The 24,969-nt window shown below is 30.2% G+C and carries 20 protein-coding genes; 10 read left to right on the top strand and 10 right to left on the bottom strand.

The genetic code is table 11. From position 1 onward, the window contains the following. Window positions 1-111 precede the first annotated feature (111 nt). From ACFQ0S_RS06370 to ACFQ0S_RS06350, 5 genes are all read left to right on the top strand, one after another. Window positions 112-2,508, top strand: coding sequence for a glycoside hydrolase family 31 protein (locus ACFQ0S_RS06370; protein WP_379754921.1), 2,397 nt, complete (start codon window positions 112-114; stop codon window positions 2,506-2,508). Between the two features lie 89 nt (window positions 2,509-2,597). Continuing rightward, entirely contained in the window at window positions 2,598-3,410 is an 813-nt protein-coding gene (locus ACFQ0S_RS06365) for a M48 family metallopeptidase (RefSeq protein WP_379754918.1), read from the top strand. A gap of 114 nt (window positions 3,411-3,524) precedes the next feature. After that, window positions 3,525-4,829, top strand: coding sequence for an MFS transporter (locus ACFQ0S_RS06360; protein WP_379754915.1), 1,305 nt, complete (start codon window positions 3,525-3,527; stop codon window positions 4,827-4,829). A gap of 35 nt (window positions 4,830-4,864) precedes the next feature. Then, window positions 4,865-5,395 carry a DUF6252 family protein gene (locus ACFQ0S_RS06355; RefSeq protein ID WP_379754912.1) on the top strand — a complete coding sequence of 177 codons (531 nt, stop codon included), beginning with the start codon at window positions 4,865-4,867 and terminating at the stop codon, window positions 5,393-5,395. Between the two features lie 251 nt (window positions 5,396-5,646). Continuing rightward, window positions 5,647-7,623, top strand: a complete 1,977-nt coding sequence (locus ACFQ0S_RS06350; protein WP_379754909.1) for an alpha-ketoacid dehydrogenase subunit alpha/beta — start codon at window positions 5,647-5,649, stop codon at window positions 7,621-7,623. Between the two features lie 478 nt (window positions 7,624-8,101). Here ACFQ0S_RS06350 and ACFQ0S_RS06345 read toward each other — a convergent pair whose 3' ends face one another. Continuing rightward, window positions 8,102-9,286, bottom strand: a complete 1,185-nt coding sequence (locus tag ACFQ0S_RS06345; RefSeq protein ID WP_379754906.1) for a cytochrome-c peroxidase — start codon at window positions 9,284-9,286, stop codon at window positions 8,102-8,104. A 151-nt stretch (window positions 9,287-9,437) separates the two neighbouring features. On the opposite strand from ACFQ0S_RS06345, the gene fabG reads away from it, so the two are divergent. Then, on the top strand, window positions 9,438-10,184 hold the full coding sequence (fabG, locus tag ACFQ0S_RS06340) for a 3-oxoacyl-[acyl-carrier-protein] reductase (RefSeq protein WP_379754903.1): 747 nt from the start codon (window positions 9,438-9,440) through the stop codon (window positions 10,182-10,184). Between the two features lie 54 nt (window positions 10,185-10,238). Then, the gene (locus ACFQ0S_RS06335) at window positions 10,239-12,266 is read left to right on the top strand and encodes a hypothetical protein (protein WP_379754900.1); all 2,028 of its coding nucleotides are present in this window, start codon (window positions 10,239-10,241) and stop codon (window positions 12,264-12,266) included. 7 nt (window positions 12,267-12,273) lie between these two features. On the opposite strand, the gene ACFQ0S_RS06330 is transcribed toward ACFQ0S_RS06335, so the two are convergent. The 7 genes from ACFQ0S_RS06330 to ACFQ0S_RS06300 form a co-directional block, all read right to left on the bottom strand. Next, complete coding sequence (locus tag ACFQ0S_RS06330; RefSeq protein WP_379754897.1) at window positions 12,274-14,367, bottom strand: LTA synthase family protein; 2,094 nt, start codon at window positions 14,365-14,367, stop codon at window positions 12,274-12,276. A 925-nt stretch (window positions 14,368-15,292) separates the two neighbouring features. Continuing rightward, window positions 15,293-16,483, bottom strand: coding sequence for a hypothetical protein (locus tag ACFQ0S_RS06325; protein WP_379754894.1), 1,191 nt, complete (start codon window positions 16,481-16,483; stop codon window positions 15,293-15,295). A 15-nt stretch (window positions 16,484-16,498) separates the two neighbouring features. Beyond that, window positions 16,499-17,329 carry a type 1 glutamine amidotransferase gene (locus ACFQ0S_RS06320; protein WP_379754891.1) on the bottom strand — a complete coding sequence of 277 codons (831 nt, stop codon included), beginning with the start codon at window positions 17,327-17,329 and terminating at the stop codon, window positions 16,499-16,501. Between the two features lie 46 nt (window positions 17,330-17,375). Next, on the bottom strand, window positions 17,376-18,482 hold the full coding sequence (locus tag ACFQ0S_RS06315) for a carboxylate-amine ligase (RefSeq protein WP_379754888.1): 1,107 nt from the start codon (window positions 18,480-18,482) through the stop codon (window positions 17,376-17,378). An 18-nt stretch (window positions 18,483-18,500) separates the two neighbouring features. Then, complete coding sequence (locus tag ACFQ0S_RS06310) at window positions 18,501-19,448, bottom strand: ATP-grasp domain-containing protein (protein ID WP_379754885.1); 948 nt, start codon at window positions 19,446-19,448, stop codon at window positions 18,501-18,503. 12 nt (window positions 19,449-19,460) lie between these two features. Next, window positions 19,461-20,171 carry an esterase family protein gene (locus tag ACFQ0S_RS06305; RefSeq protein WP_379754882.1) on the bottom strand — a complete coding sequence of 237 codons (711 nt, stop codon included), beginning with the start codon at window positions 20,169-20,171 and terminating at the stop codon, window positions 19,461-19,463. A gap of 109 nt (window positions 20,172-20,280) precedes the next feature. Then, complete coding sequence (locus tag ACFQ0S_RS06300; protein WP_379754879.1) at window positions 20,281-20,676, bottom strand: glyoxalase; 396 nt, start codon at window positions 20,674-20,676, stop codon at window positions 20,281-20,283. A gap of 74 nt (window positions 20,677-20,750) precedes the next feature. Between ACFQ0S_RS06300 and ACFQ0S_RS06295 the strand changes: the two genes are divergently transcribed. Continuing rightward, window positions 20,751-21,140 carry an acyl-CoA thioesterase gene (locus ACFQ0S_RS06295; RefSeq protein ID WP_379754876.1) on the top strand — a complete coding sequence of 130 codons (390 nt, stop codon included), beginning with the start codon at window positions 20,751-20,753 and terminating at the stop codon, window positions 21,138-21,140. Window positions 21,141-21,151: 11 nt separating this feature from the next. Here the strand turns inward: ACFQ0S_RS06295 and ACFQ0S_RS06290 are convergent, their stop codons facing one another. Both ACFQ0S_RS06290 and ACFQ0S_RS06285 read right to left on the bottom strand, forming a co-directional pair. Then, window positions 21,152-22,408: a mechanosensitive ion channel family protein gene (locus ACFQ0S_RS06290; RefSeq protein WP_379754873.1), complete on the bottom strand. Its 1,257-nt coding sequence runs from the start codon at window positions 22,406-22,408 to the stop codon at window positions 21,152-21,154. Next, window positions 22,401-22,685 carry a DUF3817 domain-containing protein gene (locus ACFQ0S_RS06285; protein ID WP_379754870.1) on the bottom strand — a complete coding sequence of 95 codons (285 nt, stop codon included), beginning with the start codon at window positions 22,683-22,685 and terminating at the stop codon, window positions 22,401-22,403. Before ACFQ0S_RS06285 ends, ACFQ0S_RS06290 begins: the two co-directional genes overlap by 8 nt. A gap of 95 nt (window positions 22,686-22,780) precedes the next feature. Between ACFQ0S_RS06285 and ACFQ0S_RS06280 the strand changes: the two genes are divergently transcribed. Both ACFQ0S_RS06280 and ACFQ0S_RS06275 read left to right on the top strand, forming a co-directional pair. Continuing rightward, window positions 22,781-23,296, top strand: a complete 516-nt coding sequence (locus ACFQ0S_RS06280) for a DUF6155 family protein (protein ID WP_379754867.1) — start codon at window positions 22,781-22,783, stop codon at window positions 23,294-23,296. 86 nt (window positions 23,297-23,382) lie between these two features. Continuing rightward, window positions 23,383-24,909: a DEAD/DEAH box helicase gene (locus tag ACFQ0S_RS06275; protein WP_379754864.1), complete on the top strand. Its 1,527-nt coding sequence runs from the start codon at window positions 23,383-23,385 to the stop codon at window positions 24,907-24,909. Window positions 24,910-24,969 lie beyond the last annotated feature (60 nt).

The following is a 24,969-nucleotide window of genomic DNA, read 5'->3' as shown; positions in this document are numbered from 1 at the left end:
AACGTTTTCGTAAAAAAACCAACAAATATAAAAACATAAACCAACAAATTTTGTAAGTTTGATGCTTACTAAGCCCTTTAAAAAAAGGTTTTTTCAACTTAAATTATAATCATGATTACAAATACCGAATTAGAATACAAAGGAGATTTATTTCCTTCAAAAATAGTAGAATTTAAAAAAGAAGGAGATAGTGTTTATTTTTATACTGATAATAATGTTATTTTAAAAGTTACCGTTCTACGTGATAGTCTTATCCGCTTTAGATATACTACAAAAGGTTATTTCAGCAAAGATTTTTCATATGCAATAGATAAAAAACAGTCACATGGTTACAATTTTTTAGAGGTTACTGAAGAAAAAACATTTTACGCTATTCAAACAAATAAAGTTATTTGTAAAATTGAAAAAGAAGATTTAAGAATTGTTATTACAGATTTAAACGGACATACTATATTAGAAGATGAAAAAGGCTTTCATTGGGAAGAAAGTTATCATTTTGGTGGAAACATTGTTAAGATGAGCAAAGCATCTAAAGATGGAGAAAGTTTTTATGGTCTAGGAGATAAAGCATCCCAAATGAATCTGAAAGGGAAAAGAGTTGAAAATTTCGCTACCGATCAATATGCTTTTCATAAAGATCAAGAGCCATTATACAAAGTTGTTCCTTTTTACATTGGTTTGCAAAATAATCATTCATACGGTGTTTTCTTTGACAATACATTTAAATCCACATTTGATTTTTGCCACGAAAGAAGAAATGTAACCAGTTTTTGGGCTGAAGGTGGAGAAATGAATTACTATTTTATTTATGGGCCACAAATGCAAGATGTTGTTACGACGTATACTCATTTAACAGGAAAACCAGAATTACCACCTCTTTGGGCGTTAGGATATCATCAATGTAAATGGAGTTATTTTCCTGAAAGTAAAGTTAAGGAGGTTACCAGTAAATTTAGAGAATTAAAAATTCCTTGCGATGCCATTTATCTAGATATTGATTACATGGAAGGTTTTCGATGTTTTACTTGGAATAAAGAATATTTTCCAGACCCAAAGAAAATGGTTGCCGAATTAGCAGAAGACGGTTTTAAAACAATTGTTATTATAGACCCGGGAATAAAAATTGACAAGGATTATTGGGTTTATAAAGAAGCTTTAGAAAAAGATTATTTCTGTAAAAGAGCTGACGGGCCTTATATGAAAGGTAAAGTATGGCCTGGAGAATGTAATTTTCCAGATTATACCAATCCTGAAGTTAGAGAATGGTGGGCTGAATTATTTAAAGAATTAATTTCAGATATAGGAGTTAAAGGGGTATGGAATGATATGAATGAACCCGCTGTTATGGATGTTCCAGGAAAAACATTCCCAATGGATGTTCGTCATGATTATGATGGAAATCCTTGTAGTCATAGAAAAGCACATAATATTTACGGAACACAAATGGCACGCGCGACCTATCATGGTGTGAAAAGATTTGCGCATCCAAAAAGACCATTTGTTATTACGAGATCTGCTTATTCTGGTGCTCAGCGTTATACTTCCTCATGGACGGGTGATAATGTTGCCACTTGGGAACATTTATGGATAGCCAATATTCAAGCACAAAGAATGTCAATTTCTGGAATGGGGTTTACTGGTTCTGATATTGGAGGTTTTGCTGAACAACCTACAGGTGAATTGTATGCCCGTTGGATACAATTAGGGGTTTTTCATCCTTTTTGCAGAACACACTCTTCAGGCGATCACGGCGATCAAGAACCTTGGTCATTTGATGAAGAAGTAATAAATATTACAAGAAAGTTTGTTGAATTGCGCTATCAATTGCTTCCCTATTTATACACTATGTTTTGGGAATATATTAATGATGGAGTTCCAATGTTAAAACCCTTAGTATATTTTGACCAAGCTGATCATCATACACAGTATAGAAATGACGAGTTTATTTTTGGAAATCAAATTTTAGTATGTCCTATATTAGAACCAAACGCAATGGGTAGACGTATGTATTTGCCATCAGGAAATTGGTATAATTATTGGACAAATGAATTAGTTGCAGGAAAAAGAGAGTTATGGGTACAAACTGATTTTGATCAAATACCAATTTTTGTTAAGGAAGGTGCCATTATTCCAAAATATCCAATTCAGCAATATGTAGGAGAATTAGAGTTTGAAGAAATTACCTTAGATGTTTATTTTAAAAATGGAAAAGAAAAATCGGTACTCTACGAAGACGCTCAAGATGGGTACGATTATAATAAAGGACGATTTAGTTTAGCTACATTTAATTTAACAGGTAAAGATAACGAGTTAATTATTAAGCATCATAAAGAAGGTAAGTTCGAAACTAATTACACTAATTTTAAAATTAATTTTTATGGTTTACCATTTAAGATTAAAAAAATATTAATTGATAAAGAGCAAATAACTATTAGTAAAGAATCATTTGCTACTAATAGTTTAATAGTAAATAAAGATTTTACTGAGATACATATAATTGGAATATAATATCTTGAAAATTTGAAAGAATTTGATATTTTTCTACAACTTTAATTTTTGAAACAGTTGTATTTTTGTTTAAATTTTAATTAATAGATATGAAAAAATATATAATTATAATTGGCATTGTTGGAATGACTTTTTCCTGTTCTAAAAATCCTTTTACTGGAAAAAAGAACCTTAATTTTGTTTCAAATTCTCAATTATTTCCATCAGCATTTCAACAATATTCTACTTTTTTGAATGAAAATAAAGTAATAACAGCTAGTCCAGATGCAAAAAGAGTAGAGAACGTTGGAATGAAAATAAAAGCTGCTGCCGAAAAATACCTCAATGCAAATGGCCATGTGGGCTATTTAAATGATTACAAGTGGGAATATAAATTAGTAGAAAGTAAAGATGTAAATGCTTGGTGTATGCCAGGTGGTAAAATTGTTGTTTATACAGGAATACTTCCTATTACAAAAGATGAAGCTGGTTTAGCCACAGTTATGGGGCATGAAGTATCTCATGCATTAGCCAATCACGGAGCACAGAGAATGAGCGCCGCACAACTACAACAAATAGGAGCAGTAGGGGTTGCTGTCGCCACAGGGGGTCAGACCGCAGAAAGACAACAAATGTGGATGCAGGCTTATGGTTTAGGTTCACAATTTGGAGGAATGCTACCTTTTAGTAGAAGTCATGAAACCGAAGCAGATATGATAGGTTTAACACTAATGGCCATTGCAGGTTATAATCCAGAAACTGCTATCGGGTTTTGGGAAAGAATGTCTGCTAATTCTGGCGGTGGTGCCCCTCCAGAATTTATGAGTACTCATCCATCAGATGCAACTCGAATTGCTAAAATAAAAAGCTTAATTCCTCAAGCAAAGGCCGAAGCCGCAAAATATGGAGTTGTATTCAAATAGCTAAAATTAAAACTTTATAAACCGTTTCTTTAAATTTTAGAGACGGTTTTTTTGTTTGAACAAGATTTTAAATATGTAACTTCGTAAATAGAATAAATAAAAAAATATTATATTATGACTAATTTACCAAAAGGCAGTATAAAATTATTAAACGCATGGGCTTTTTATGATTGGGCAAATTCAGTTTATCCGTTAGTGATTTCGTCTGCTGTATTTCCAATTTTTTATGAATCATTATTTGCAAACAGAAGTCATTATATTTCTGTTTTTGGAATATATTTTAAAAATTCTGCATTAATTAGTTTTAGTACCGCTTTTGCTTTTTTAATTGTTGCTTTTATATCTCCATTATTATCTGGAATTTCTGATTATGTAGGCAACAAGAAATCATTTATGAAATTTTTTTGTTATCTAGGTGCTTTTTCGTGTATGGGATTGTATTGGTTTGATATAATTACCATTTATATTGGATTATTATTTTACATTTTAGGATTAATTGGATTTTGGGGAAGCTTGGTGTTTTACAATTCGTATCTACCAGATATAGCATTTCCTGAGCAGCAAGATAGAGTAAGTGCTAAAGGATATTCTTTAGGCTATTTTGGGAGTGTAATTTTACTAATTGTGAATTTATCCATGATAATGGTAGCCGACGATGCAAATAAAATAGATCAAATGCGCTATTCTTTTATTATGGTTGGAATTTGGTGGATTGTTTTTAGTCAATATTCGTATTATTTTCTACCAAAAGGGAGCGCAAATTCAGAACATAAAGTGACCAAGGCAGTTATCTTTAATGGGTATAGAGAACTAAAAAAAGTATGGGGTTTACTTGAAAATAACAAACCATTAAAACGCTACTTATTGAGTTTTTTTGTTTATAGTATGGCAGTCCAAACTGTAATGCTAATTGCTACATATTTTGGAGCACAAGAAATTGCTTGGCAATCTAAAAGTGAGAGTACAATAGGATTAATTATTTGTATTTTAGTAATTCAATTGGTAGCAATTGTTGGAGCAGTTCTTACTTCAAGTGCTTCAAAAAAATTTGGAAATATAAATACTCTAATTGTAATTAATTGTTTTTGGGTATTACTTTGTATAGTAGCGTATTTCATAACATTACCAATTCATTTTTACATAATGGCTGGTTTAGTGGGTTTAGTTATGGGAGGAATCCAAGCATTATCACGATCTACTTATTCTAAATTATTACCAGAAACCAATGATACTGCATCTTTTTTTAGTTTTTTTGATGTCTCTGAAAAAATAGGAATAGTAATTGGTATGAGTGTATATGGGATAATTGATCAAATTACCGGTAGCCCTAGACTTGCAATTGTTTTTTTAGCCTTTTTTTTTATAATTGGTGTAATTCTTTTGACAAGAGTTCCCAAAAAAGTTATGTTAAATGATTAAAAAAAATTATATTTGAAAAAATAAATTTCAATCTCATGAGTAAAAATAAATTTTTAGCCTTAATTTTCTTGTTGTTTTTATCAGTCCTATTTACTTCATGTGAAGATGAACCTATTGACCCAGCCTTTAATTCAGTGCCTGTAAATAACGGAGGAGGTGGAAACGGAGGAGGTGTTGTTACTACTTTTTCTGTAAAAGCAACAAAAGACGGAGTTTTAAAACAATGGAATATTGGAATAGCAACATATTTCAAATCATTAAAATCTTTTACAATTTTAGCATCGGATGTTGCAACAAACATTACAATTAGTATTGATGACCCAAGTAAAATAGGTATTTATCCTTACAGTTTTAAAACAAATTGTGTTTATTTTGAAAATGAAATTTTTTATTCAACTACTTATTCTGCTGATGAGTATAGCATTGGAAATATTACAGTTACAGATTTTGATGAAACAAATAAAACAATAAAAGGGACATTTAATTTTACTGCAAAAGATGATAATTTAGAAGTTTCTAAAATTTTTAATCAAGGTGAGTTTTCTGTAAAATATATAGAGCAATAGCTAAAATAAATGATTTTAGTTGATAAATGTTTAAGTCTTTAAAGTTTATTTATTTTAGTTTTCCCGCAGCTTATTAATTAATTCTTTTTATATTTTTCATTTTTTTATACTCTTCTAATTATTTTGTAAAACAATCACGAATGTTATTTGTATATTTGAAATGTGTTGGTTTATAAAAATCAACACATTTTAAGTGCTAATTATTATTTTTTTATACTTTTGATGAAGTTACCAAATTTCGATACATTATAATGAATTTTGAAAGAAAGAATCTTACTGATAATAAATTATTAGACTTATATAAAAGATTACTTAAACCAAGACTTATTGAAGAAAAGATGCTTATCTTAATTCGTCAAGGAAAAGTTTCCAAATGGTTCTCAGGTATTGGTCAAGAGGCTATTTCCGTTGGTATTACTGCTGTTTTAGACCAAGACGAATATATTTTGCCAATGCACAGAAACTTAGGTGTGTTTACAGGTAGAAATATTCCTTTATTTCGATTGTTTTCTCAATGGCAAGGAAAAGCTAATGGATTTACTAAAGGTCGTGATAGAAGTTTTCACTTCGGAACTCAAGAATATAAAATCATTGGAATGATTTCGCATTTAGGTCCTCAGTTGGGTATAGCCGATGGTATTGCATTAGCTAATAAACTTAAAAAGAATGGTAAAGTAACTGCAGTATTTACTGGAGAAGGAGCTACAAGTGAAGGTGATTTTCACGAAGCTTTAAATATAGCCTCGGTTTGGGATTTACCTGTTTTATTTGTTATAGAAAATAATGGATATGGTCTTTCAACACCTACAAGTGAACAATATCGATGTGAAAATTTAGCTGATAAAGGTATAGGATATGGTATGGAAAGCCATATTATTGATGGTAACAATATCCTTGAAATCTTCGAAGAATTAACAGAAATTGTAGCTTCAATGCGAATTAATCCACGTCCAGTTTTATTGGAATTCAAAACTTTTAGAATGAGAGGTCATGAAGAAGCTAGTGGAACCAAATATGTCCCAAAAGAATTAATGGATATGTGGGCAGAAAAAGATCCAGTTGAAACTTTTAAAAGATATCTTATCAAACTTAATATTCTAACTACTTTTCAAGACGAAACTTGGCGATCAGAAATTATAAATGAAATTGATGAAAATTTACTAAAAGTAGATGCTGAACCAGATATTATTGCTAATTATGATACTGAATTAAATGATGTTTATAAAGAGTATGATTTTGATGAAGTTATTCCTTCATCTGATTTAGAAAAAATTAGATTTATTGACGCCATTTCTCAAGGATTAAAACAATCAATGTTGAAACATGATAATTTAATTATTATGGGGCAGGATATTGCTGAATATGGTGGAGCTTTTAAAATTACTGATGGTTTTGTAAAAACTTTTGGAAAAGAACGTATAATCAATACACCAATTTGCGAAAGTGCTGTTGTATCAGCCGGTATGGGACTTTCTATAAATGGATTCAAAGCAATTGTTGAAATGCAATTTGCTGATTTTGTTTCAACAGGATTTAATCCAATAGTAAATTTGTTGGCAAAATCACATTACAGATGGGGAGAAAAAGCCGATGTAGTCATTAGAATGCCATGCGGTGGGGGCAGTCAAGCAGGACCATTTCATTCTCAAACTAATGAAGCTTGGTTTACTAAAACTCCGGGCTTAAAGGTGGTGTATCCCGCTTTTCCCTATGATGCAAAAGGACTATTGGCATCGTCTATTAATGACCCCAATCCAATCTTGTTTTTTGAGCACAAACAATTATATCGAAGTATATACCAAGAAGTACCTATACAGTATTATACATTGCCTTTAGGCAAGGCTATTTTGTTAAATGAAGGAAATGATATTACAATTATTGCATTTGGTATTGCAGTACATTGGGCTATTGAAACTTTAGAATTGAATCCTCAAATATCTGCTGATTTAATTGATTTAAGAACCTTACAGCCATTAGATAAAGATACTATTTATAGGTCAGTAAAAAAAACAAATAAAGTAATTCTACTACAAGAAGACACTCTTTTTGGTGGTATTTCAAGCGATATATCTGCAATAATTATGGAGGAATGCTTTGAATATTTAGATGGTCCCGTTAAACGTGTTACTAGTTTAGACAGTCCTATACCATTTACAAAAACGTTAGAAGATCAGTTCCTACCTAAAAGTAGATTTGAAAAAGCTTTGATTGATTTACTAAAATATTGATTTTTTTTACTTTTCATACTTTTTTCTTAATAACGTATAGAAATGTTTTAAACTTATTTTTTAAATATAAAAGCTAGCGAAATTTATGTTGAAAACATAATCATTTCAAAATAAAACTATATAAAGGTACTTAATATAAATAGTAAAAGGAGTTGAGTTTCTTTATTTACCTCTAGGAAAAAAGAGGTTTTCAATTAATCGTTACATTAGAAAATATAGCAAATTAGGTTCTTAAAAACTTAAATAATCTATTCAATGTATTTGATTTATTTATAGATAATTATTACTTATTTGAATAAAACAGAAGCATATATTTACTTTTCAGACTTTTTTGAATTACATATATATAAAATCAAATAAAAAAGTAAGAATAAATAATTCAAGATAGTTTCGTGCTGCATTAAGTAATTCAAATCTTAATTCCTTATGAAATAGCTACAAAATAAAATGAAAATATCTATAAATTACATAAGTCATACTAAAAAGGATCAGACCATTTTTTATCAGTATATACATTGGTTCCTGATAGCGTTTTTAAAAAGGCAATCAATGCATTGACTTCAGTAGCATTTAAATTGAGTTGCTGCCCAAAACCATTAGGCCTCAATTTTGGATCTAAATTGGTGTTTCCTGGTGCAAGATTAATAGTTCCATAATGACCAATTACCGTTTGCAATGTAGTGAATACCCCAGTATGCATCATTGGCCCATTTGTTGTGCCGTCAGTTTTAACCAAATCTCTTAACGAAGGTGATCTAGTATTTGTAATGTCGATTCCAGTTCCGTTTAAAATACCTATAATTCCGTTATTACCAGAATTTGGATTAATGTCAAATTCGGGAGCAGCATGGCATCCTGCACAACCAACACCACCTCCAATTCTAGATCCTGTAGCATTAAATTGAGGCGGAGTTAGAAATAAATTTTTTCCTTGATTTTCCTGCATTGTAAAATTTGCAAAAGGTTGGTTTTCGTTGCCAACTAAAGCCCTTCCAGCATCATATTTAGAGTCAAAAGATTGTATACTTCTAATAAATTGGGCTAAAGCAGTTTGAATTTTAGCTTCGGTAATGGTTGTACTTCCATAAGCAAATTGAAATAATTCCTGATAATACCCTATGTTTTGCAATTTTGAAATTAAAATAGAAAAATTTTCATCTCCATTTGTACCACTAAACCCCATTTCGATATGGTTTTCTATAGGCTGGGTGGTTTGTTTTTCTAGACTAGTTGCTCTTTCGTCCCAAAAGAATTTAGTTTCATTGGCGAATCTCGAATTAATCAATCTCATGGCATGACGGGTTGTAGTTCCATTAATACCTGTACTTGCTATGTTGCCATCGCTAAATGCGTTGGCTTGTTGGTGACAAGATGCACAAGAAATTGTATTGTTTGCCGATAAATTTTTATCGTAAAATAAAACCCGGCCTAATGTGGCAACTTTATCATTTATAGGATTTCCGTTGGTATTGTCTTTAGTAATATAACTCGGAATAGTCTGATTCGCATAATTTGATAAATTTTCTAAATCAATTTTAGTACCAAAAGCTACCTCAACATTAGGATAAGTTGTAGTTACAATATTTTCATAATTGTCATCTTCAGAATTACAAGAAATTAGAAAGAAGTAAATTGCACTGAGTAAAATTATTTTTTTGGTCATAATTAGCTAGATTTTGGTTTTATTTTGAGGTTTTTATCTTATAAGACTTTTATAGGCGTAAAAGGTTTAATTGATTTAGAAGATTTTTTTCAAACCACAATTATTCTTATATTTGACCTCTATTCAAAATAAACTAACAAAGTATATTTATATGAAATTACTAGAAGGAAAAGTAGCCATTATTACTGGCGCAAGTCGCGGAATTGGAAAAGGAATTGCCGAAGTTTTTGCAAAAAATGGTGCTAATGTTGCCTTTACCTATAGTTCCTCAGTAGAATCAGCAATGGCTCTTGAAAATGAGTTGAATGCCATGGGAATTAAGGCGAAAGGATACCAAAGCAATGCTGCCGATTTTAATGAAGCTCAAACATTTGTAGATGCTGTTTTAGCAGAATTTGGAACGGTTGACATCTTAATTAACAACGCCGGAATCACAAAAGACAACCTATTGATGCGTATGTCTGAAGAAGATTTTGATAACGTTATTGATGTGAATTTAAAATCGGTTTTTAATATGACTAAAGCCATTCAGAAAACATTTTTAAAAAAACGAGTGGGTTCTATTATTAATATGAGTTCTGTAGTAGGAGTGAAGGGAAATGCGGGACAGACCAATTATGCGGCTTCTAAAGCTGGAGTTATTGGATTTTCAAAATCGGTTGCTCTTGAATTGGGTTCTAGAAATATTCGTTGTAATGTTATTGCTCCTGGTTTTATAGAAACCGAAATGACGGCTAAATTAAGTGATGAAGTGGTTCAAGGATGGAGAGACGGAATCCCGTTAAAACGCGGTGGAACTACTGAAGATGTGGCTAACGCTTGTCTGTTTTTTGCTTCAGATATGAGCGCGTATGTTTCAGGTCAAGTTTTGAATGTTTGTGGAGGAATGCTTACTTAAAAAGTATTCAGTGTTTAGCAAGCAACTGAATACTGATCACTGATCACTAAATTTATGACAACAAACACTTTTCTATTTTTACTACTTTCTTTAATTTTAGCTGGTGGTTTGTCGTTTTATCAATACTTTTATAAAGCCAAAAATAGGTCTAAAGTGACTTTGTTTTTGGCTTTATTGCGTTTTATGACCATTTTCGGGATTTTGTTGTTGCTAATTAACCCTATAATTTCTAGAAAAACTTTCGAAACCATAAAGACACCTTTACCTATTGTGGTTGATAATTCGGGGTCAGTATTAGATTTAAAGGCTAATGAAGTTTCATTAAATTTGTATAAAAAGCTTTCTGAAAATAAAGCGCTTCAAGAAAAATTTGATGTTCAAACCTATCGTTTTGATAGTGAGTTTCAAAACGCAATAACATTTGATTTTAAAGGAACGCAAACCAATCTAGATGAAGTAGCGCGAAGCTTAAAAGGAATTCATAAAAACTCCAATTATCCGACGGTTTTAATTACCGACGGGAATCAAACTACTGGGAACGATTATGTGTACAGTTTTGATGCTAATAATAAAGTGTATCCTTTAGTTGTAGGCGATACCACGACTTTTTTAGATTTAAAAGTCAATCAACTAAATGTCAATAAATATGCTTTTCACAAGAATAAATTTCCAGTAGAAGTATTTTTGCAGTATTCTGGAAACAAAACGGTGAACGCCAATTTTAGTATTTCGCAAGGCAATTCTATACTACATAAACAAACTATTTCTTTCTCAACATCAAAAAAATCAACTGTTTTAAACGTATTGCTTCCTGCTAACAATATTGGATTACAAATTTTTAAAGCAACCATTTCATCTAAAGAGCAGGAGAAAAACACCTATAACAATACTAAGAATTTTGCAGTAGAAGTGATTGATCAGAAATCGAATATTGCAATAATTTCGGCAATTAACCATCCAGATATTGGCGCACTAAAACGTGCAATTGAATCTAATGCGCAACGAAAAGTAACTATAGTCAAACCTAATGATGTGAAGTCACTACAAGATTATAATGTCTTGATTTTCTATCAACCAACTGCCGAATTCAAAACGGTTTTTGAGAATAACAAATTAGCAGGAATAAATACTTTTATAATTACAGGAATCAATACCAATTTTACTTTTTTGAACCAACAACAAAACGATTTGGTTTTTAGAATGAGCAATCAAAAAGAAGATTATTTGGCGAGTTTCAATTCGCAATTTAATTTATTTGCTTTAGATGATATTGGTTTTGAACAATTTCCACCTTTGCAACATGCTTTTGGAACCATTACTACAAATGGAAATGTTGCTGTTTTACTTTCGTCTAAAATCAGGAATATCGATACGAATGCTCCATTGTTGGCTTTTGCCGAAAATCAAGGGAAACGCTCTGCTTTTTTATTGGGTGAGAATCTTTGGAAATGGCGTTTGCAAAGTCACGTTGATACCCAATCATTTGAGAAATTTGATTTGTTTATAGATAAAACTATTCAATATTTAGCCTCTACTAATTCTAAAAAATCATTGGTAGTGAATCATGAAAGTTTTTATAATTCAGGTGAAGCCATAGAAATTACGGCTCAATATTTTAATAAGAATTATGAGTTTGATGAAAAAGCTCGTTTGCCGATTTCGGTTACTAATAAAAAAACAAGACAGTTTAAAAAATACGATTTGCTAAAAACCAATACTGCTTTTAAGGTAAATCTTGACGGACTTTCAGCCGGGCAATACACTTTTTCAGTGAAGGAATTGAATTCAAATACGGCGTATAACGGCTATTTTGAAATCTTGGATTTTGATATTGAAAAACAATTCGTAAATCCTGATGTGTCTAAATTAACCCAGCTGGCAAAGCAAACACAAGGAAAAGTGCATTATCCAGATCAAGTAGATGCATTGATAAAAGTACTTTTAGAAAATGAAAATTATAAAGCAGTTCAGAAGGCAATCGTGAAGAAAACGCCTTTAATTGATTGGATTTGGTTACTTGTTTTAATTGCCATTACACTTTCTTCAGAATGGTTTATTCGAAAATATAACGGGATGTTATAACATATAATTAATTTTCATACTGTTTCTTTTTCAAAATATCTGAAGCAGTTTGGTAATAAGAAATGGTTTGGTTTACCAAATCTGTTCTTTCAATTGGTAAAAATGGCTGATTGTAAAAGATTTGAAATTCTGGTTTTAGTTTTGGATTATTGATTCTTTCTAATTGGTATTGTTTTATTTTTTGTTTTGGAGAAAGCACCGTCAAAATATTGTCTTTAATCAATCCTAAATCTTGATAAGTGGCAATAAAAGCTCTAGGCTTGTAATCGTCTTTAAATACATCTTGTCCAAAAAATTTACTTTGGTAGTTAAAATGTAATAATCCAAATACTGTAGGCATAACATCTATTTGCGACATTAACTCATTATACTCTTGAGGTTTTATAAAATCGGGACTATAAATTAGAGCTGGAATTCTGTATTTTTCTATAGGAAGCTCGGTTTTTCCTGCACTCGATGCACAATGATCGGCTAATATAACAAAAACGGTGTTTTTAAACCAAGGTTCAATTTTAGCCATTTCGAAGAATTGTTTCAGCGCAAAATCTGTATATTTTACACCACCTTCTCTAGATTTCGAATCGTTAGGAATATCAATTTTATGATTTGGATACGTAAATGGGCGATGGTTACTCACCGTCATAATATGATTGAAGAAAGGTTTATTCGCTTTCGCCTCTATATTCATTGTATTAATCGCTTTTTTATACATATCCTCATCACAAACTCCCCAAATATTTGCAAAAGATATTTCGTTGGGTTGAAATGATTTTTTGTCAACAATTTCATATCCATTTCCTGTAAAGAAATCACTCATATTGTCGAAATAAGCATCTCCACCATACATGAATTTGACCTTATATCCTTTTTTATGAAAAATGGCAGCCGTACAAAACTTATTCTTATTGTCTTTTCTCTTTATTACGCTTTCACCTGCAGTTGGAGGTATACAAAGCGTTACCGCTTCTAATCCTCTTACAGTTCTATTGCCTGCAGCATATAAATTTGTAAATAGTAAACTTTTAGTAGATAAACTATCTAAAAATGGAGTGATATTTTGTTCGTTTCCATCCATTTTCATAAAATCGGCGCTCAAACTTTCAATAGTTATTAATACCACGTTTTTACGAAGTTCAGGTACATTATTCCCTATTAATCTTGATGTGTTTTTATTTGATAGAGATGGAATTTCCTTTTTTAATAAAGAATAAGCCTCTTTTTCAGGAAGTATTTTGTAGAATTTAAAATAATCCAATTCGCTATTTAAAAAGGCAAGATAAAATTTATAAATACCATTGGCTTCCAATTCATTAGAAAAAATATTTTGTGAATTTTCCTTTGTAGCTAAAAACGGAATTGCCAAAAATGAAATCCCTAATAAACTTAAATAAACTCCAGAAATTTTTATTTTTTCAGTAAAAGAAGGAATGTTTTCAATATAGTTTTTAGATTGTTTTACAATGAGATAGGTTATGAGTCCAGCAACAATAAACAATCCTGTAAAAATTGGAATAACAGGATACGATTGCATGATGTTACCAATAACTTCATTGGTATAAATTAAATAATTTACCGCTATAAAGTTGTATCGTAAACCAAATTCATTCCAAAAAAAGTATTCGCTAATTGCGTTTTGAAGTATGATAACAACAAATAAGAAAATGACAAAACTAAAAAGCCAAAACCTGATTTTACTCCTGTATTTTGGTAAAAAAAGTAATAACCCAAAAAGAATTGTTTTTATTGCGATGAATGAAATACCAATTTGAGGAAGGGCACCTCCATATTCATTTAGAATTGTATTTCCAAAAGACACATAGGCTAAAAGTGTTGCTAATCCTCCAAAAATAATATAACCAGTTGGTTTAGAATATTTTGAATTTGAAATAAAAATAAGATACAACCATAAAAAACTACTGCCAACGACGAAAACAAAGAAGTCAGATACCAATCCGAGAGCGAATATTTTGATAATATCAATAAAAATAAAGGACGATTGCGTTATAGGATGAAAAAGCAATACTAGCCTCAAAATAAAACTGATAGAAAGATACAAAATAGCGAGATTATAGAAAGGAGATAGTTTTTTTTGAAATGGCATTGGAATATTTTATTTACAAAAATGAGGAAATAACATTTAAAATTTTGAAATTATATAAAAACGACATATCTAATAATTTTATTAGACCTTTTTACTGTAGTATAAAAACAATAATAATTTTAAACTATCTTTTCATAGTTACTTTTATGATAAAAAGTAATAGTATAAAGAATATAAAAGCAATTAAAACTTTATAAGACCCTTTATAAAATATTTGATGTAATTTAATGTCCTTCCTATAAGAAATAACCATAATGATTGTAAAAGTGATTAAAAATAAAACTGCGAAAATCCATTGTCCTGTGCTAAACATAAGTATAATTATTTTCAACAAAAATAGTCAATTGTAAGTAAAAGTTGCTATTTTACAACATCATTTAAATTTTTTAATATACTCAATTACCTAAAATTGATAAAAAGAGTTATGTTTTATTAAAAAGGTTTTGAATTTATTCAGTTTTAAAGAAAATTTTTAGAACGAATAATCTTGTAGACCTCATTTTAAAGAAGAACTATATAATAATGGAGTTAATTATAAATGTTGAATCAAGGAACATTTTAGAAAGAAAGAATTTGGAGTTATGAAGGTAAAAGATGTAAAAGTTGAATCTCTTTGTGGAGACAAATTATAATGCAAAGTTCAATTTTATCATTTTTGAATTGATACTTTACGATGTTATTAATGACTTCTACCAGAAATGGAATTTTTAGTAAATAAATTTAAAGGCAACTCAGATTAAAAAGATATAAACCATTTTGGGTAATAATTTATAGGTTTCAAAAGCAACGGAATAGAGATGTAAACTATACTTTAGAAGTAAGGATATAATTAATGAGGGTTGTTTTTACTGTTTAATCATCATAAATTTAAAAAGAAAATATATTCCTAGTCATAGCATAGTAGGAAAACTAAACACAGCTTATCTTACTTCTCAAACAATCCAATACTTCCACCAACCCAATCTTTATCTTTATTGAATTTTACGCCAATCATTTCACCACGACTTAAACGAACCAAATTACACAATAGAGTAGGAGCAGTATCATTTTTTTTCCAAACACAAAGCACTCTTACTTCAACTTTTACCTTGCCATTAGGTGATTGCAAAATTGGAATATAGTGTACTTTTTTTTGAAGAATATAGAGATCTTTTTCTTTAACAGCTTCAATATCTCCACTTTTTAGGTTAAAAATAACTCCTGATCCGGAAAAGGAGAATAAAGGTTTTAAGACATAGTTTTCTAAATCCACTGGAATTTCTTTTAAATCACTCAATAAAGTAGTTTCAATAAAATATTTTCCTTTTAAAAATGGTAAAATATATTTACTAATTCTGAAAAACCAATTCGGATGTCCAGCCCATTCAACATCTAAATTATCTGAGAAACTAAAATTGAGTTTTAAGTCTTTTCTCAATTCTAATTCATCAAAAATGACACGATTGTAAATTCGTTTTACTAAAATTTCTTCTCCATTCTTGTTTTTATAAAAGAGCTGATTGCCTCTTTTAATTATAGCTGTTACACAAATGGTGGGTATACCAATATCTCTATTGCAATACAAAAAATCAATTCTGGTGTTTTGTTTTTCGGGTTCAATTTCTAATAAAATAACATTTTCTTTTGGTAAATTATTACAAATAGCGTTTTCAATAATTGAAATGTAATCCTCTAGAGTCAACCCATCAAAAAAAGGGGTTAGCTCTTCTAAAAATGGATATTGATTTTTAAATTTAGTATACAGATTTGACTGATAATTATACAATGTTGGAAAACCTTGAACCTCTATTAATTTAGGCAATATTTCCCCGTTTTCTTCGCAAACTCCAAAATCTATTGCTAAAAAAGTAGTGTGTTCGTCTTCATTAGGCACCTTTGTGTTAAGCTCTAATGATTTGTCAGTAAGTTTTTTAAAATCATCTTTTTGAAGGAATTGTATAACATCATTACAACCTTCAATTAATTGTTGTTTTAATTCTTTTGAAATAAAAAATGGAGATTCTGCCAGCCTAAATGTTGGCACATAATTAAAATCGGAAGTAATATCGTCTTGTAAATCTTTGTATTTTTTTAAAGTAAAACTCTCATTAAATAAAGTACGATATTTAGAAATCATTATTGAAAGTAGTATTTAATTAGAAAGAATTTTTTTTGTTTTCAATAAGTCATTTATAGCAATCCTAAGAAAATTTGGTATTAAGGTTTCGTTAGTTTTATAAATTTTTTCATCGTCTAATAAATCCTCTAACATGTTTCTGAATTTTCTTTTCCCTTTCATCTTTTTGATTTTCTCTCTGGTAGCAGCGTTTCTCAAATTAGCTATAAAACTTATCGGATCAGCTTCAGGATGAAATTGAGTTCCTACAAAATAATCTGTAAAACGTACTGCCATAATAGCTCGTTCGTATTGCACGTGATCACGAATTTTTTCTAGTGAAATGATTTTTGCTCCTTTCTTTGCAAAAACACTTAGTTTAGGCTGAACCACTTGATAATCACGAGAATCAACTCCGTAAAAAGGGTCGGCTAAACCTTCAAATAAAGGATCTTTAATTCCTTCTTTTGTTTTATGAATCGTCATTACTCCGAAAGAAGTATCATTACGTTTTGTAATTTCGGCTAATCCGAAATGTTTACAAGCCATTTGAAAAGAATGACAAATAAACAAAACATGTTTTTTGACTTCATTGTCTTTATTCCAAACCATTAATTCATCAATAAAAGAATAGTATTTTTTATCCCAATTTCCATCACCTATTAAAGGGTTTCCTGGTCCGCCAGTTGAAATATAGATGTCGTATTCTTTAATAATTGGCAGTTCCGATTTTCGCCTAACATCAAAAATTTTGAAACTTACAATTCGATTAAATCGATTGATTATATCAATAATACAACGCATTCCTTGATTAGGCTCGCCGTCATACATATCTAAAATGGCGATTTTTATAGTTTGCTCACTCATGGTATTTTTTTAGAAAGTAAAACAGTTACAAAGATAAAATATATTATTACAACCCGTTAGTAAATTCACTAGTAATAAAATCTACTACTTTTGAGAGGTTATTTGTTTTTTCAAAAACTGCTAATTGTTTATCAGCGCCTGTTCCTTCTTTCATAATTGTATGAACATAATTAATTTGATCACGACTTCCTAATTCATCAACAACATCATCTATAAATTCGAGCAATTCTATAATTAAAATTTTGGTTTCTACTTCTTTTTGAAGTCCAAAATCTATCATATTTCCTTCTATACCATATCTTGCAGCACGAAATTTGTTTTCTTTTATTAATGCTAATCGATAAATATTGAAACTCATGTTATGCAAACTCAATTTGTATAATTTAGCAACAATAGCTTGAATAATTGCCACAATACACATGGTTTCATCAACTGTCAAACTCATATCGCAAATACGAAACTCAATAGTGTCATAAAATGGATGCAGGCGTAAATCCCACCAAATTTTCTTAGGATTATCGATACAATTTGTTTTTACTAGTGTTTCTAAGTAATTGTCATAGGAACTAACGGAATCAAAATATTCGGGCAATCCCGTTCTTGGAAACTTATCGAAAACTTTAGTTCTAAAAGATTTATAGCCAGTCTGTCTGCCTTCCCAAAAAGGAGAATTGGTTGAGAGTGCAAAAATGTGTGGTAAAAAATAGCATGCTTGATTTAGTATTTGTAAACCAATTTCCCTATTTTCTATTCCAACATGACAATGCATTCCAAAAATTAAATTAGAGCGTGCTGCATCTTGTAATTCATTAACAATATTATGGTAACGAGGATCATCAGTAATAGGTTGGTCCTGCCAGCGAGAAAACGGATGCGTTCCTGCACCACCAACAACTAAGTCTTGCTTTTGGGCTAATTCTAAAATTTTACTTCTTAATATTTTAATTTCACTAGTTGCTTCTTTTACATTCTTACAAATGTTGGTACCCACTTCAACAACAGATTGATGCATTTCGGCTTTTACTTGCTCATGTAAAATAGTTTTCGCACCATCGACAATTTTGGATAAATGAGAACGCAAATCTCTGGTATGTGGGTCAATGATTTGATATTCTTCTTCAACTCCCAGAGTAAAAACAGGTAGTTTTTTCATAATATAGACTTGTATTTTTTATTGATCTGAAGCTGCGTCTTTAATAAATGTTCCCCATGTCAGATTCATCTTTCCTGGTTTTTGTTTTTTTGCTGCTGCAATAGCCATCTTTGCAGCTTCTTCTACAACCCATTCAAAATTTTCTTCACCAACGGAAGTTAATTCTGCATCTGGAGCTGGATTTCCAAAATCAATAGCATAGGGAATTCCGTCACTAACGGCAAACTCTACGGTATTAAAATCATACCCTAAACCTTTACAAAGTCTTAAAGTATAGTCTTTTATAGTGGCTAAAAGCTTTTTATCTACTGAAGGACCATCAATTACATAACGTAAATGATGCGGGTTTCTTGGTTCATATTGCATTATTTTAACCGCTTTACAGCCTAAACAATACACTCTAAAATATTCGGTAAAGACAATTTCTTCTTGAAGCATCATTACAAGCTGTCCTGTTTCTTTATGTACATCCCAAAACTCGTCTCTATTTTCTAATCGATATACATTTTTCCAACCGCCACCTGCATAAGGTTTCATATACGCAGGAAATCCAATATATTCAAAAATTGCTTCCCAATCCATAGGGTATTTTAGATTTCGGAATGATTTTCCTGTGGTATCTGTAGGATGTTCTGCCGAAGGTAGAATTACTGTATTAGGAAGTGGTGCTCCTAATTTATCTGCTAAGGCGTTATTGAAAAATTTATCATCAGCACTCCACCAAAAAGGGTTATTAATTACGTTAGTACCAGTTAGTGCTGCATTTTTTAAATACGCACGATAAAAAGGAACATCCTGAGAAATTCTATCAATAATTACAGCATATTCTCCGTCTTTATTTTGAATAACTTTATCAATACTTACTGCTTCGGCTATAATTCCTTTCTCATTTTTTGAATTTACTCTGTCAATAAATGCTTGTGGAAATGTATCTTCCATCCCGAACAATATTCCAATTTTTTTCATTTGAGTATAATTTTAAAATTTAATTCTTGATAAATAATGGGGAAACATTTCTTTCCAAACTGGCCAATCGTGTTCTCTGTCTTGTCTAATGTCTAGCCAATGGTGAATATTTCTATCGCTAACAACTTTACTAAGTTTTAAATTAGCATCAAAACAAATATCCCAATTGGAAGTTCCTAAAACAATATCCATATTCCACAACTCGTTATCATTTAGTCCGAATAAATAATCTTCTGGACTGTTATAAAAAACATCATCATTATGAAAACCATCCATTAAGCTTTTTATACTAAAAGCGCCACTCATTGAAAACATATGACTCACATAACCTGGATGCCGAAAGGCAAAATTGGCAGCATGATAGCCACCAAAACTACAACCAGCAACTGCAACTTTTCCTGATTTAGCATTGTTTTTTACTCGTTCAACAATTTCGTGACAAATCATTTTGTCATACCAAACGTGGTTTTGAATGCGATGAACGGGATAAACATTTTTATTGTAAAAACTATCTTTATCAATACTATCTGGGCAAAAAATTTGAATTAATCCTTGTTCAATATACCATCTAGCAGATTCAATTAGACCCATATCTTTATTTTCATGAAAGCTTCCCATAGAGGTTGGAAAAAGAATAACAGGATAACCAGCATGACCAAAAACAAGCATTTCAATTTCTCTACTTAAATTTGGGGAATACCATTTGAAATATTCTTCTTTCATATCAGTTTGTTTTAGCAATTATAAATAAAAAACTATAAAAATAGCACTAAAATTGGCTATTAATTTATGGAAATCTGCCCCAAAAGTAATTTGTAGTTTTGTTGATATTTTAGTACTCATCAAATAATTGCGCTTGACTTTTTAATCTCTCTATTAGCATTCCCATCATTCTTTTATTTAAATTGGAAGAGTTTTTTATATAAGTTGAATATTCATCAATTGTAAATAGTCCTATAATCATTCCTTTTAAAGCATTTCTATACTTAATATCTTTTTGAACGGCATTTTCAATACTCATAAGTTTTTTTTCGACTGACTTGGTTTTAAAATCGATTTTGTTTTTACTGACATAATTTTTAAAAGACAGAACAAGCAAATCGTTTTGCAATTTTAAAATTGGTCGAAGTACCTGATTTTGAAATGCTTCGTCAGCTGATGAAGTAGCATTTACTTCACCAATAGATTCACCTCTGAATTCTTTTAGCAATACATCTCTTTGTATCATACTTTTTTGTTTTAAAATTAAAGAAAAAAGCAATAGTAAAATGATTATTTTTACATTAAATAAAAACAATCAAAATGCGATTTCATACAAGAAAATGGGTGAAGCCCGAAGATTTAAATCCCAACGGTACATTGTTTGGTGGCAAACTCTTAGCGTGGTTAGATGAAGAGTTGGCTTTATATGCAATTATTCAATTAGAAAATCCTAGAATAGTAACTAAACACATGTCTGAAATTAATTTTCGAAGTTCAGCTAGGCAGGGCGATATTATTGAAATTGGAATTGACGTGGTTAAATTTGGAACAACTTCACTTGTTTTAAAATCGGAAGCTCGAAATATGATGACACGAGAAACTATTATTACTATCGATACAACAACTATGGTTTCTCTTGACGAAAATGGTAAGCCAAAGCCACATGGCAAAACCGAAATTGAATATATAAGTGATCGTTTAGAAGATTAGAATTCACTATTTTAAACCGTTGAACTATTACCTGTAGGCATCTCAAAAACTTCTAAATCAAAATAGGTAATAGACGCAAAAATATGATCAAAAATATCGGCCATTATGTATTCATAATTTTCAAAACGTTTGTCTTTTGTAAAAGTATAAATCTCTAATGGAATTCCTTGAGCTGTTGGTTGCAATTGTCTACAAATTAGAATCATATCTTTATTAAGGCTGGGGTAATGATAAAGATATTCTGTTATATATTTTCTAAACAAACCAAAATTGGTTAGGTTTCTACCATTTATTGGTAACGATTTATCGATGTTATTTTGGGTATTGTATTTTTCTATTTCTTTTTGACGTGCATCAATATAAGAGCTTATAATTTGGATTTTTTTCATGTTTTCCAAATCGGTTTCACTTAAAAATCGAATACTTTTTGCTTTTATTAATAGATGCCTTTTTATTCTTCTACCATCAGAATTGAGCATACCACGCCAATTTCTAAAAGAATCAGAAATCATACTATAAGTTGGAATTGTAGTGGTTGTATTGTCAAAATTTCTAACTTTTACTGTAGCTAAGTTAATTTCAATTACATCTCCATCTGCACCAAATTTATCAAAGGTAATCCAATCACCAATTCGAACCATATCGTTTAGTGAAACTTGAACACTAGCCACAAATCCTAATATAGTATCTCTAAAAATTAAAATAACAATTGCTGAAACCGCTCCAAGAGTTGTAAATAAAGTGTTCGGTTTAATTTCAAATAATTCTGAAATAATGACAGTAATTCCAATCATCCACAATACTATCATGATAACCTGAATAAAGCTGTCAATGGGTTTGTCACTATATTCCGGTATTAGTTTTAGATAGTCTCTAAACGCATTAAAGATGGTTCTAATAATCCATAACACCAATAAGACAATATAAATGCCGACTAGTTTTCCGAAGATGGATTCCCAATAAACATAATCATTTAAAATAATTGGCACTGATTTATAAATGAATAAAAGTGGAATAAGATGCGAAATGTATTTAGTAGTTTTATTGGATATTAATAAGTCGTCAAACTTCGTTTTAGTTTTTTTGGCAATGATTTCCATTAATCGAACTAAAACAAATCGAAATACTAAATAAATGATATAGGAAAAAAAACAAAGAATCGCAATATTGACAACCAAACTCAAATAAGAAGCTAAGGTATCTTGAAATCCCCATTTTCTTAGTAAAGGATAACACCAATCAAATATTTTATTCAATGTGTTATGCATTTTTTAAATACTTTTTTTCAATGTAAAAAGTTCCAAATGGTATAAATGAAGCAATATTCACGACAACTAAGTCTTTAAAACTCCAATTTTGATTGTTTTTAATCAAAATTGAAAAAATAACATATCCAATAAATAATATTCCGTGCGCCATTCCAATAGGAAATAAAAAAAATTTATAGAGATCTGTGTTATTTGGTTTAATAAAAAGCATATTAGACAATAGTGCTAGGTATGAAAATCCTTCAAGTATCGCAGTATATTTAAAAATCTTATTCATTTATTTATTTTATTTTTTTTGATATTGCAAAATTAGTTAATATCATTCGTTTTTGATAGGTAAAGTAGCTTACTTTTGTTAAATATTAACAAATAATGAGCAAACGAGATTTAAAAAAATATATAACCGAACTTAATAAAGAACAACTTGAAGAGCAGATTCTTGAACTTTATGATAAGTTTACTGATGTAAAAGTATATTATGATTTTGTTTTTAATCCAAATGAAAAAAAATTAGTTCAAGAAGCTAAACTCAAAATTTCTAATGAATATTTTCCCATCCGAGGAAAAAAAGCAAAGCTAAGACGTTCCATTTCTCAAAAATACATCAAACATTTTATTCTTCTTGGTGTTGACTCATTTATTATTGCCGATTTAATGTTGTTCACCATTGAAATTGCTCAAACATATACTTCTGAGAAAGTAATCAAACAAGAATTATTTTATAAAAGAATGCTCAACTCTTTTCAGCAAGCTATTAGTTTTATGATTGAAAAAAATATTCTTTACGAATTTCAATCTAGAGCGAACACTATTAGAGATACTGCTATTTTACAAAATTGGTCTAATAATTACGAATTCAATGCCATTTTAGAACGCTTAGAATATTAATTTTTAGTATTTAAATCAAATACATTTATTTTAACATCGAATAACTCTTTTTTAGGTGTACTTTTGCAAAATTCAAAAATTAGAATATGTCTCAAAAAGATTTTGATCTTGAAGTAGAAGAGAAAAAAGAGCTTTACAGTTACCAAAAAGGTGACATTAATGCCATTTTTGAGCGTTTAGACAATTCTCCTAGCAATTATCATTTATTATATCAATTACCTACAGGAGGAGGGAAAACAGTAATTTTCTCTGAAATTGTTAGACGATATTTATCTAAACACGATAAGAAAGTTGTTGTACTTACCCATAGAATAGAACTATGCAAGCAAACATCAAAAATGCTAAAAACTTTTGATGTAAAAAATAAAATCATAAATAGTAAAGTAAAAGAACTTCCTGATCAAAACGATTATTCGTGTTTTGTTGCCATGGTAGAAACTTTAAAAAATCGTATAAATGATGAGAAATTACATTTAGACAACATTGGATTAGTCATCATTGATGAGGCACATTATAATTCTTTTAGAAAATTATTAAGTTCTTTCAAAAATGCATTTATACTTGGCGTAACAGCAACTCCATTAAGTTCTAATATCAAGTTACCCATGAATCAAAATTATGATGAATTGGTAGTAGGAGATACCATTTTGTCACTAATAAATAATGGCTTTTTAGCAAAAGCAATCACTTATAGTTACGATGTTGGGTTAACCTCATTAAAAGTTGGAATTAACGGTGACTATACGGTAAAATCTTCCGATGATTTATACTCTAATATGGCTATGCAAGAAAAATTGTTGCATGCTTATACAGAAAAATCGCTGGGTAAAAAGACATTAATTTTCAATAACGGAATCAACACATCGCTCTATGTTTATGAAACTTTTAGAGAAGCTGGTTACCCGATTCGACATTTAGACAACACAAGTAATGCTGAGGATCGAAGAGAAATATTAGCTTGGTTTAAAAAAACGCCAGATGCTATATTGACTTCTGTAGGCATATTAACAACAGGATTTGATGAACCTACGGTAGAAACTATTATTTTAAATCGCGCCACAAAGTCATTGACTTTATATTATCAGATGATAGGCCGTGGTTCTAGAAAATTACCTAATAAAGATACTTTCATTGTAATAGATTTAGGAAATAATGCGGCAAGATTCGGATTGTGGAGCGAACCCGTAGATTGGCAACATATCTTTAAATCTCCCGAATTTTATTTAGAAAACTTACGTGATGATGCTGAAATAGAACTCTATTTTAAATATCAAATGCCACCTGAATTGCGAGCTAAATTTAGTAAAACTAAAGTAGTTACTTTTGATATTGATGAAGAACACAAAATTGCCATTGCACAAAATCTTCGTTCTAAAGTTGTCGTTGAAAAATCTTTAGAACAGCATGCTAGTATGTGTGTTGATAATTCAGAAGGGTTGTATGAAGCAAAACAATTAGCAAAAGAGCTTCAAGACGATATAGAATGTAGAATGAAACGCTATGCAAAATGTTTAAGTCATTGCAGTAAAAATTATAGAGAATGGCTTATCGAAGACTACAAATTGAAACTAATTTTACTTATTGGAAAAAAAATTAGAGAAAATATGTTCTAATTTTCATTTCCTAAAATGGTCAACTCGATGAAATACATCATTTTATCGATGTACTAACTT

This window comes from Flavobacterium myungsuense, from assembly GCF_042677265.1.
GTDB classification, from domain to species: domain Bacteria; phylum Bacteroidota; class Bacteroidia; order Flavobacteriales; family Flavobacteriaceae; genus Flavobacterium; species Flavobacterium myungsuense.
Note: the sequence above shows the minus strand (reverse complement) of the source record. Positions and strands in the feature narration are given on the sequence as shown.

What these genes read in the sequence shown, in the direction of transcription:
- ACFQ0S_RS06315 (WP_379754888.1), bottom strand. Translation starts at nt 18,482, where the DNA reads ATGAAAAAACTACCTGTTTTTACTCTGGGAGTTGAAGAAGAATATCAA.
- ACFQ0S_RS06325 (WP_379754894.1), bottom strand. Translation starts at nt 16,483, where the DNA reads ATGATTTCTAAATATCGTACTTTATTTAATGAGAGTTTTACTTTAAAA.
- ACFQ0S_RS06285 (WP_379754870.1), bottom strand. Translation starts at nt 22,685, where the DNA reads ATGAATAAGATTTTTAAATATACTGCGATACTTGAAGGATTTTCATAC.
- ACFQ0S_RS06290 (WP_379754873.1), bottom strand. Translation starts at nt 22,408, where the DNA reads ATGCATAACACATTGAATAAAATATTTGATTGGTGTTATCCTTTACTA.
- ACFQ0S_RS06300 (WP_379754879.1), bottom strand. Translation starts at nt 20,676, where the DNA reads ATGATACAAAGAGATGTATTGCTAAAAGAATTCAGAGGTGAATCTATT.
- ACFQ0S_RS06280 (WP_379754867.1), top strand. Translation starts at nt 22,781, where the DNA reads ATGAGCAAACGAGATTTAAAAAAATATATAACCGAACTTAATAAAGAA.
- ACFQ0S_RS06330 (WP_379754897.1), bottom strand. Translation starts at nt 14,367, where the DNA reads ATGCCATTTCAAAAAAAACTATCTCCTTTCTATAATCTCGCTATTTTG.
- ACFQ0S_RS06365 (WP_379754918.1), top strand. Translation starts at nt 2,598, where the DNA reads ATGAAAAAATATATAATTATAATTGGCATTGTTGGAATGACTTTTTCC.
- ACFQ0S_RS06370 (WP_379754921.1), top strand. Translation starts at nt 112, where the DNA reads ATGATTACAAATACCGAATTAGAATACAAAGGAGATTTATTTCCTTCA.
- ACFQ0S_RS06335 (WP_379754900.1), top strand. Translation starts at nt 10,239, where the DNA reads ATGACAACAAACACTTTTCTATTTTTACTACTTTCTTTAATTTTAGCT.
- ACFQ0S_RS06295 (WP_379754876.1), top strand. Translation starts at nt 20,751, where the DNA reads ATGCGATTTCATACAAGAAAATGGGTGAAGCCCGAAGATTTAAATCCC.
- ACFQ0S_RS06350 (WP_379754909.1), top strand. Translation starts at nt 5,647, where the DNA reads ATGAATTTTGAAAGAAAGAATCTTACTGATAATAAATTATTAGACTTA.
- fabG (WP_379754903.1), top strand. Translation starts at nt 9,438, where the DNA reads ATGAAATTACTAGAAGGAAAAGTAGCCATTATTACTGGCGCAAGTCGC.
- ACFQ0S_RS06305 (WP_379754882.1), bottom strand. Translation starts at nt 20,171, where the DNA reads ATGAAAGAAGAATATTTCAAATGGTATTCCCCAAATTTAAGTAGAGAA.
- ACFQ0S_RS06355 (WP_379754912.1), top strand. Translation starts at nt 4,865, where the DNA reads ATGAGTAAAAATAAATTTTTAGCCTTAATTTTCTTGTTGTTTTTATCA.
- ACFQ0S_RS06345 (WP_379754906.1), bottom strand. Translation starts at nt 9,286, where the DNA reads ATGACCAAAAAAATAATTTTACTCAGTGCAATTTACTTCTTTCTAATT.
- ACFQ0S_RS06360 (WP_379754915.1), top strand. Translation starts at nt 3,525, where the DNA reads ATGACTAATTTACCAAAAGGCAGTATAAAATTATTAAACGCATGGGCT.
- ACFQ0S_RS06275 (WP_379754864.1), top strand. Translation starts at nt 23,383, where the DNA reads ATGTCTCAAAAAGATTTTGATCTTGAAGTAGAAGAGAAAAAAGAGCTT.
- ACFQ0S_RS06310 (WP_379754885.1), bottom strand. Translation starts at nt 19,448, where the DNA reads ATGAAAAAAATTGGAATATTGTTCGGGATGGAAGATACATTTCCACAA.
- ACFQ0S_RS06320 (WP_379754891.1), bottom strand. Translation starts at nt 17,329, where the DNA reads ATGAGTGAGCAAACTATAAAAATCGCCATTTTAGATATGTATGACGGC.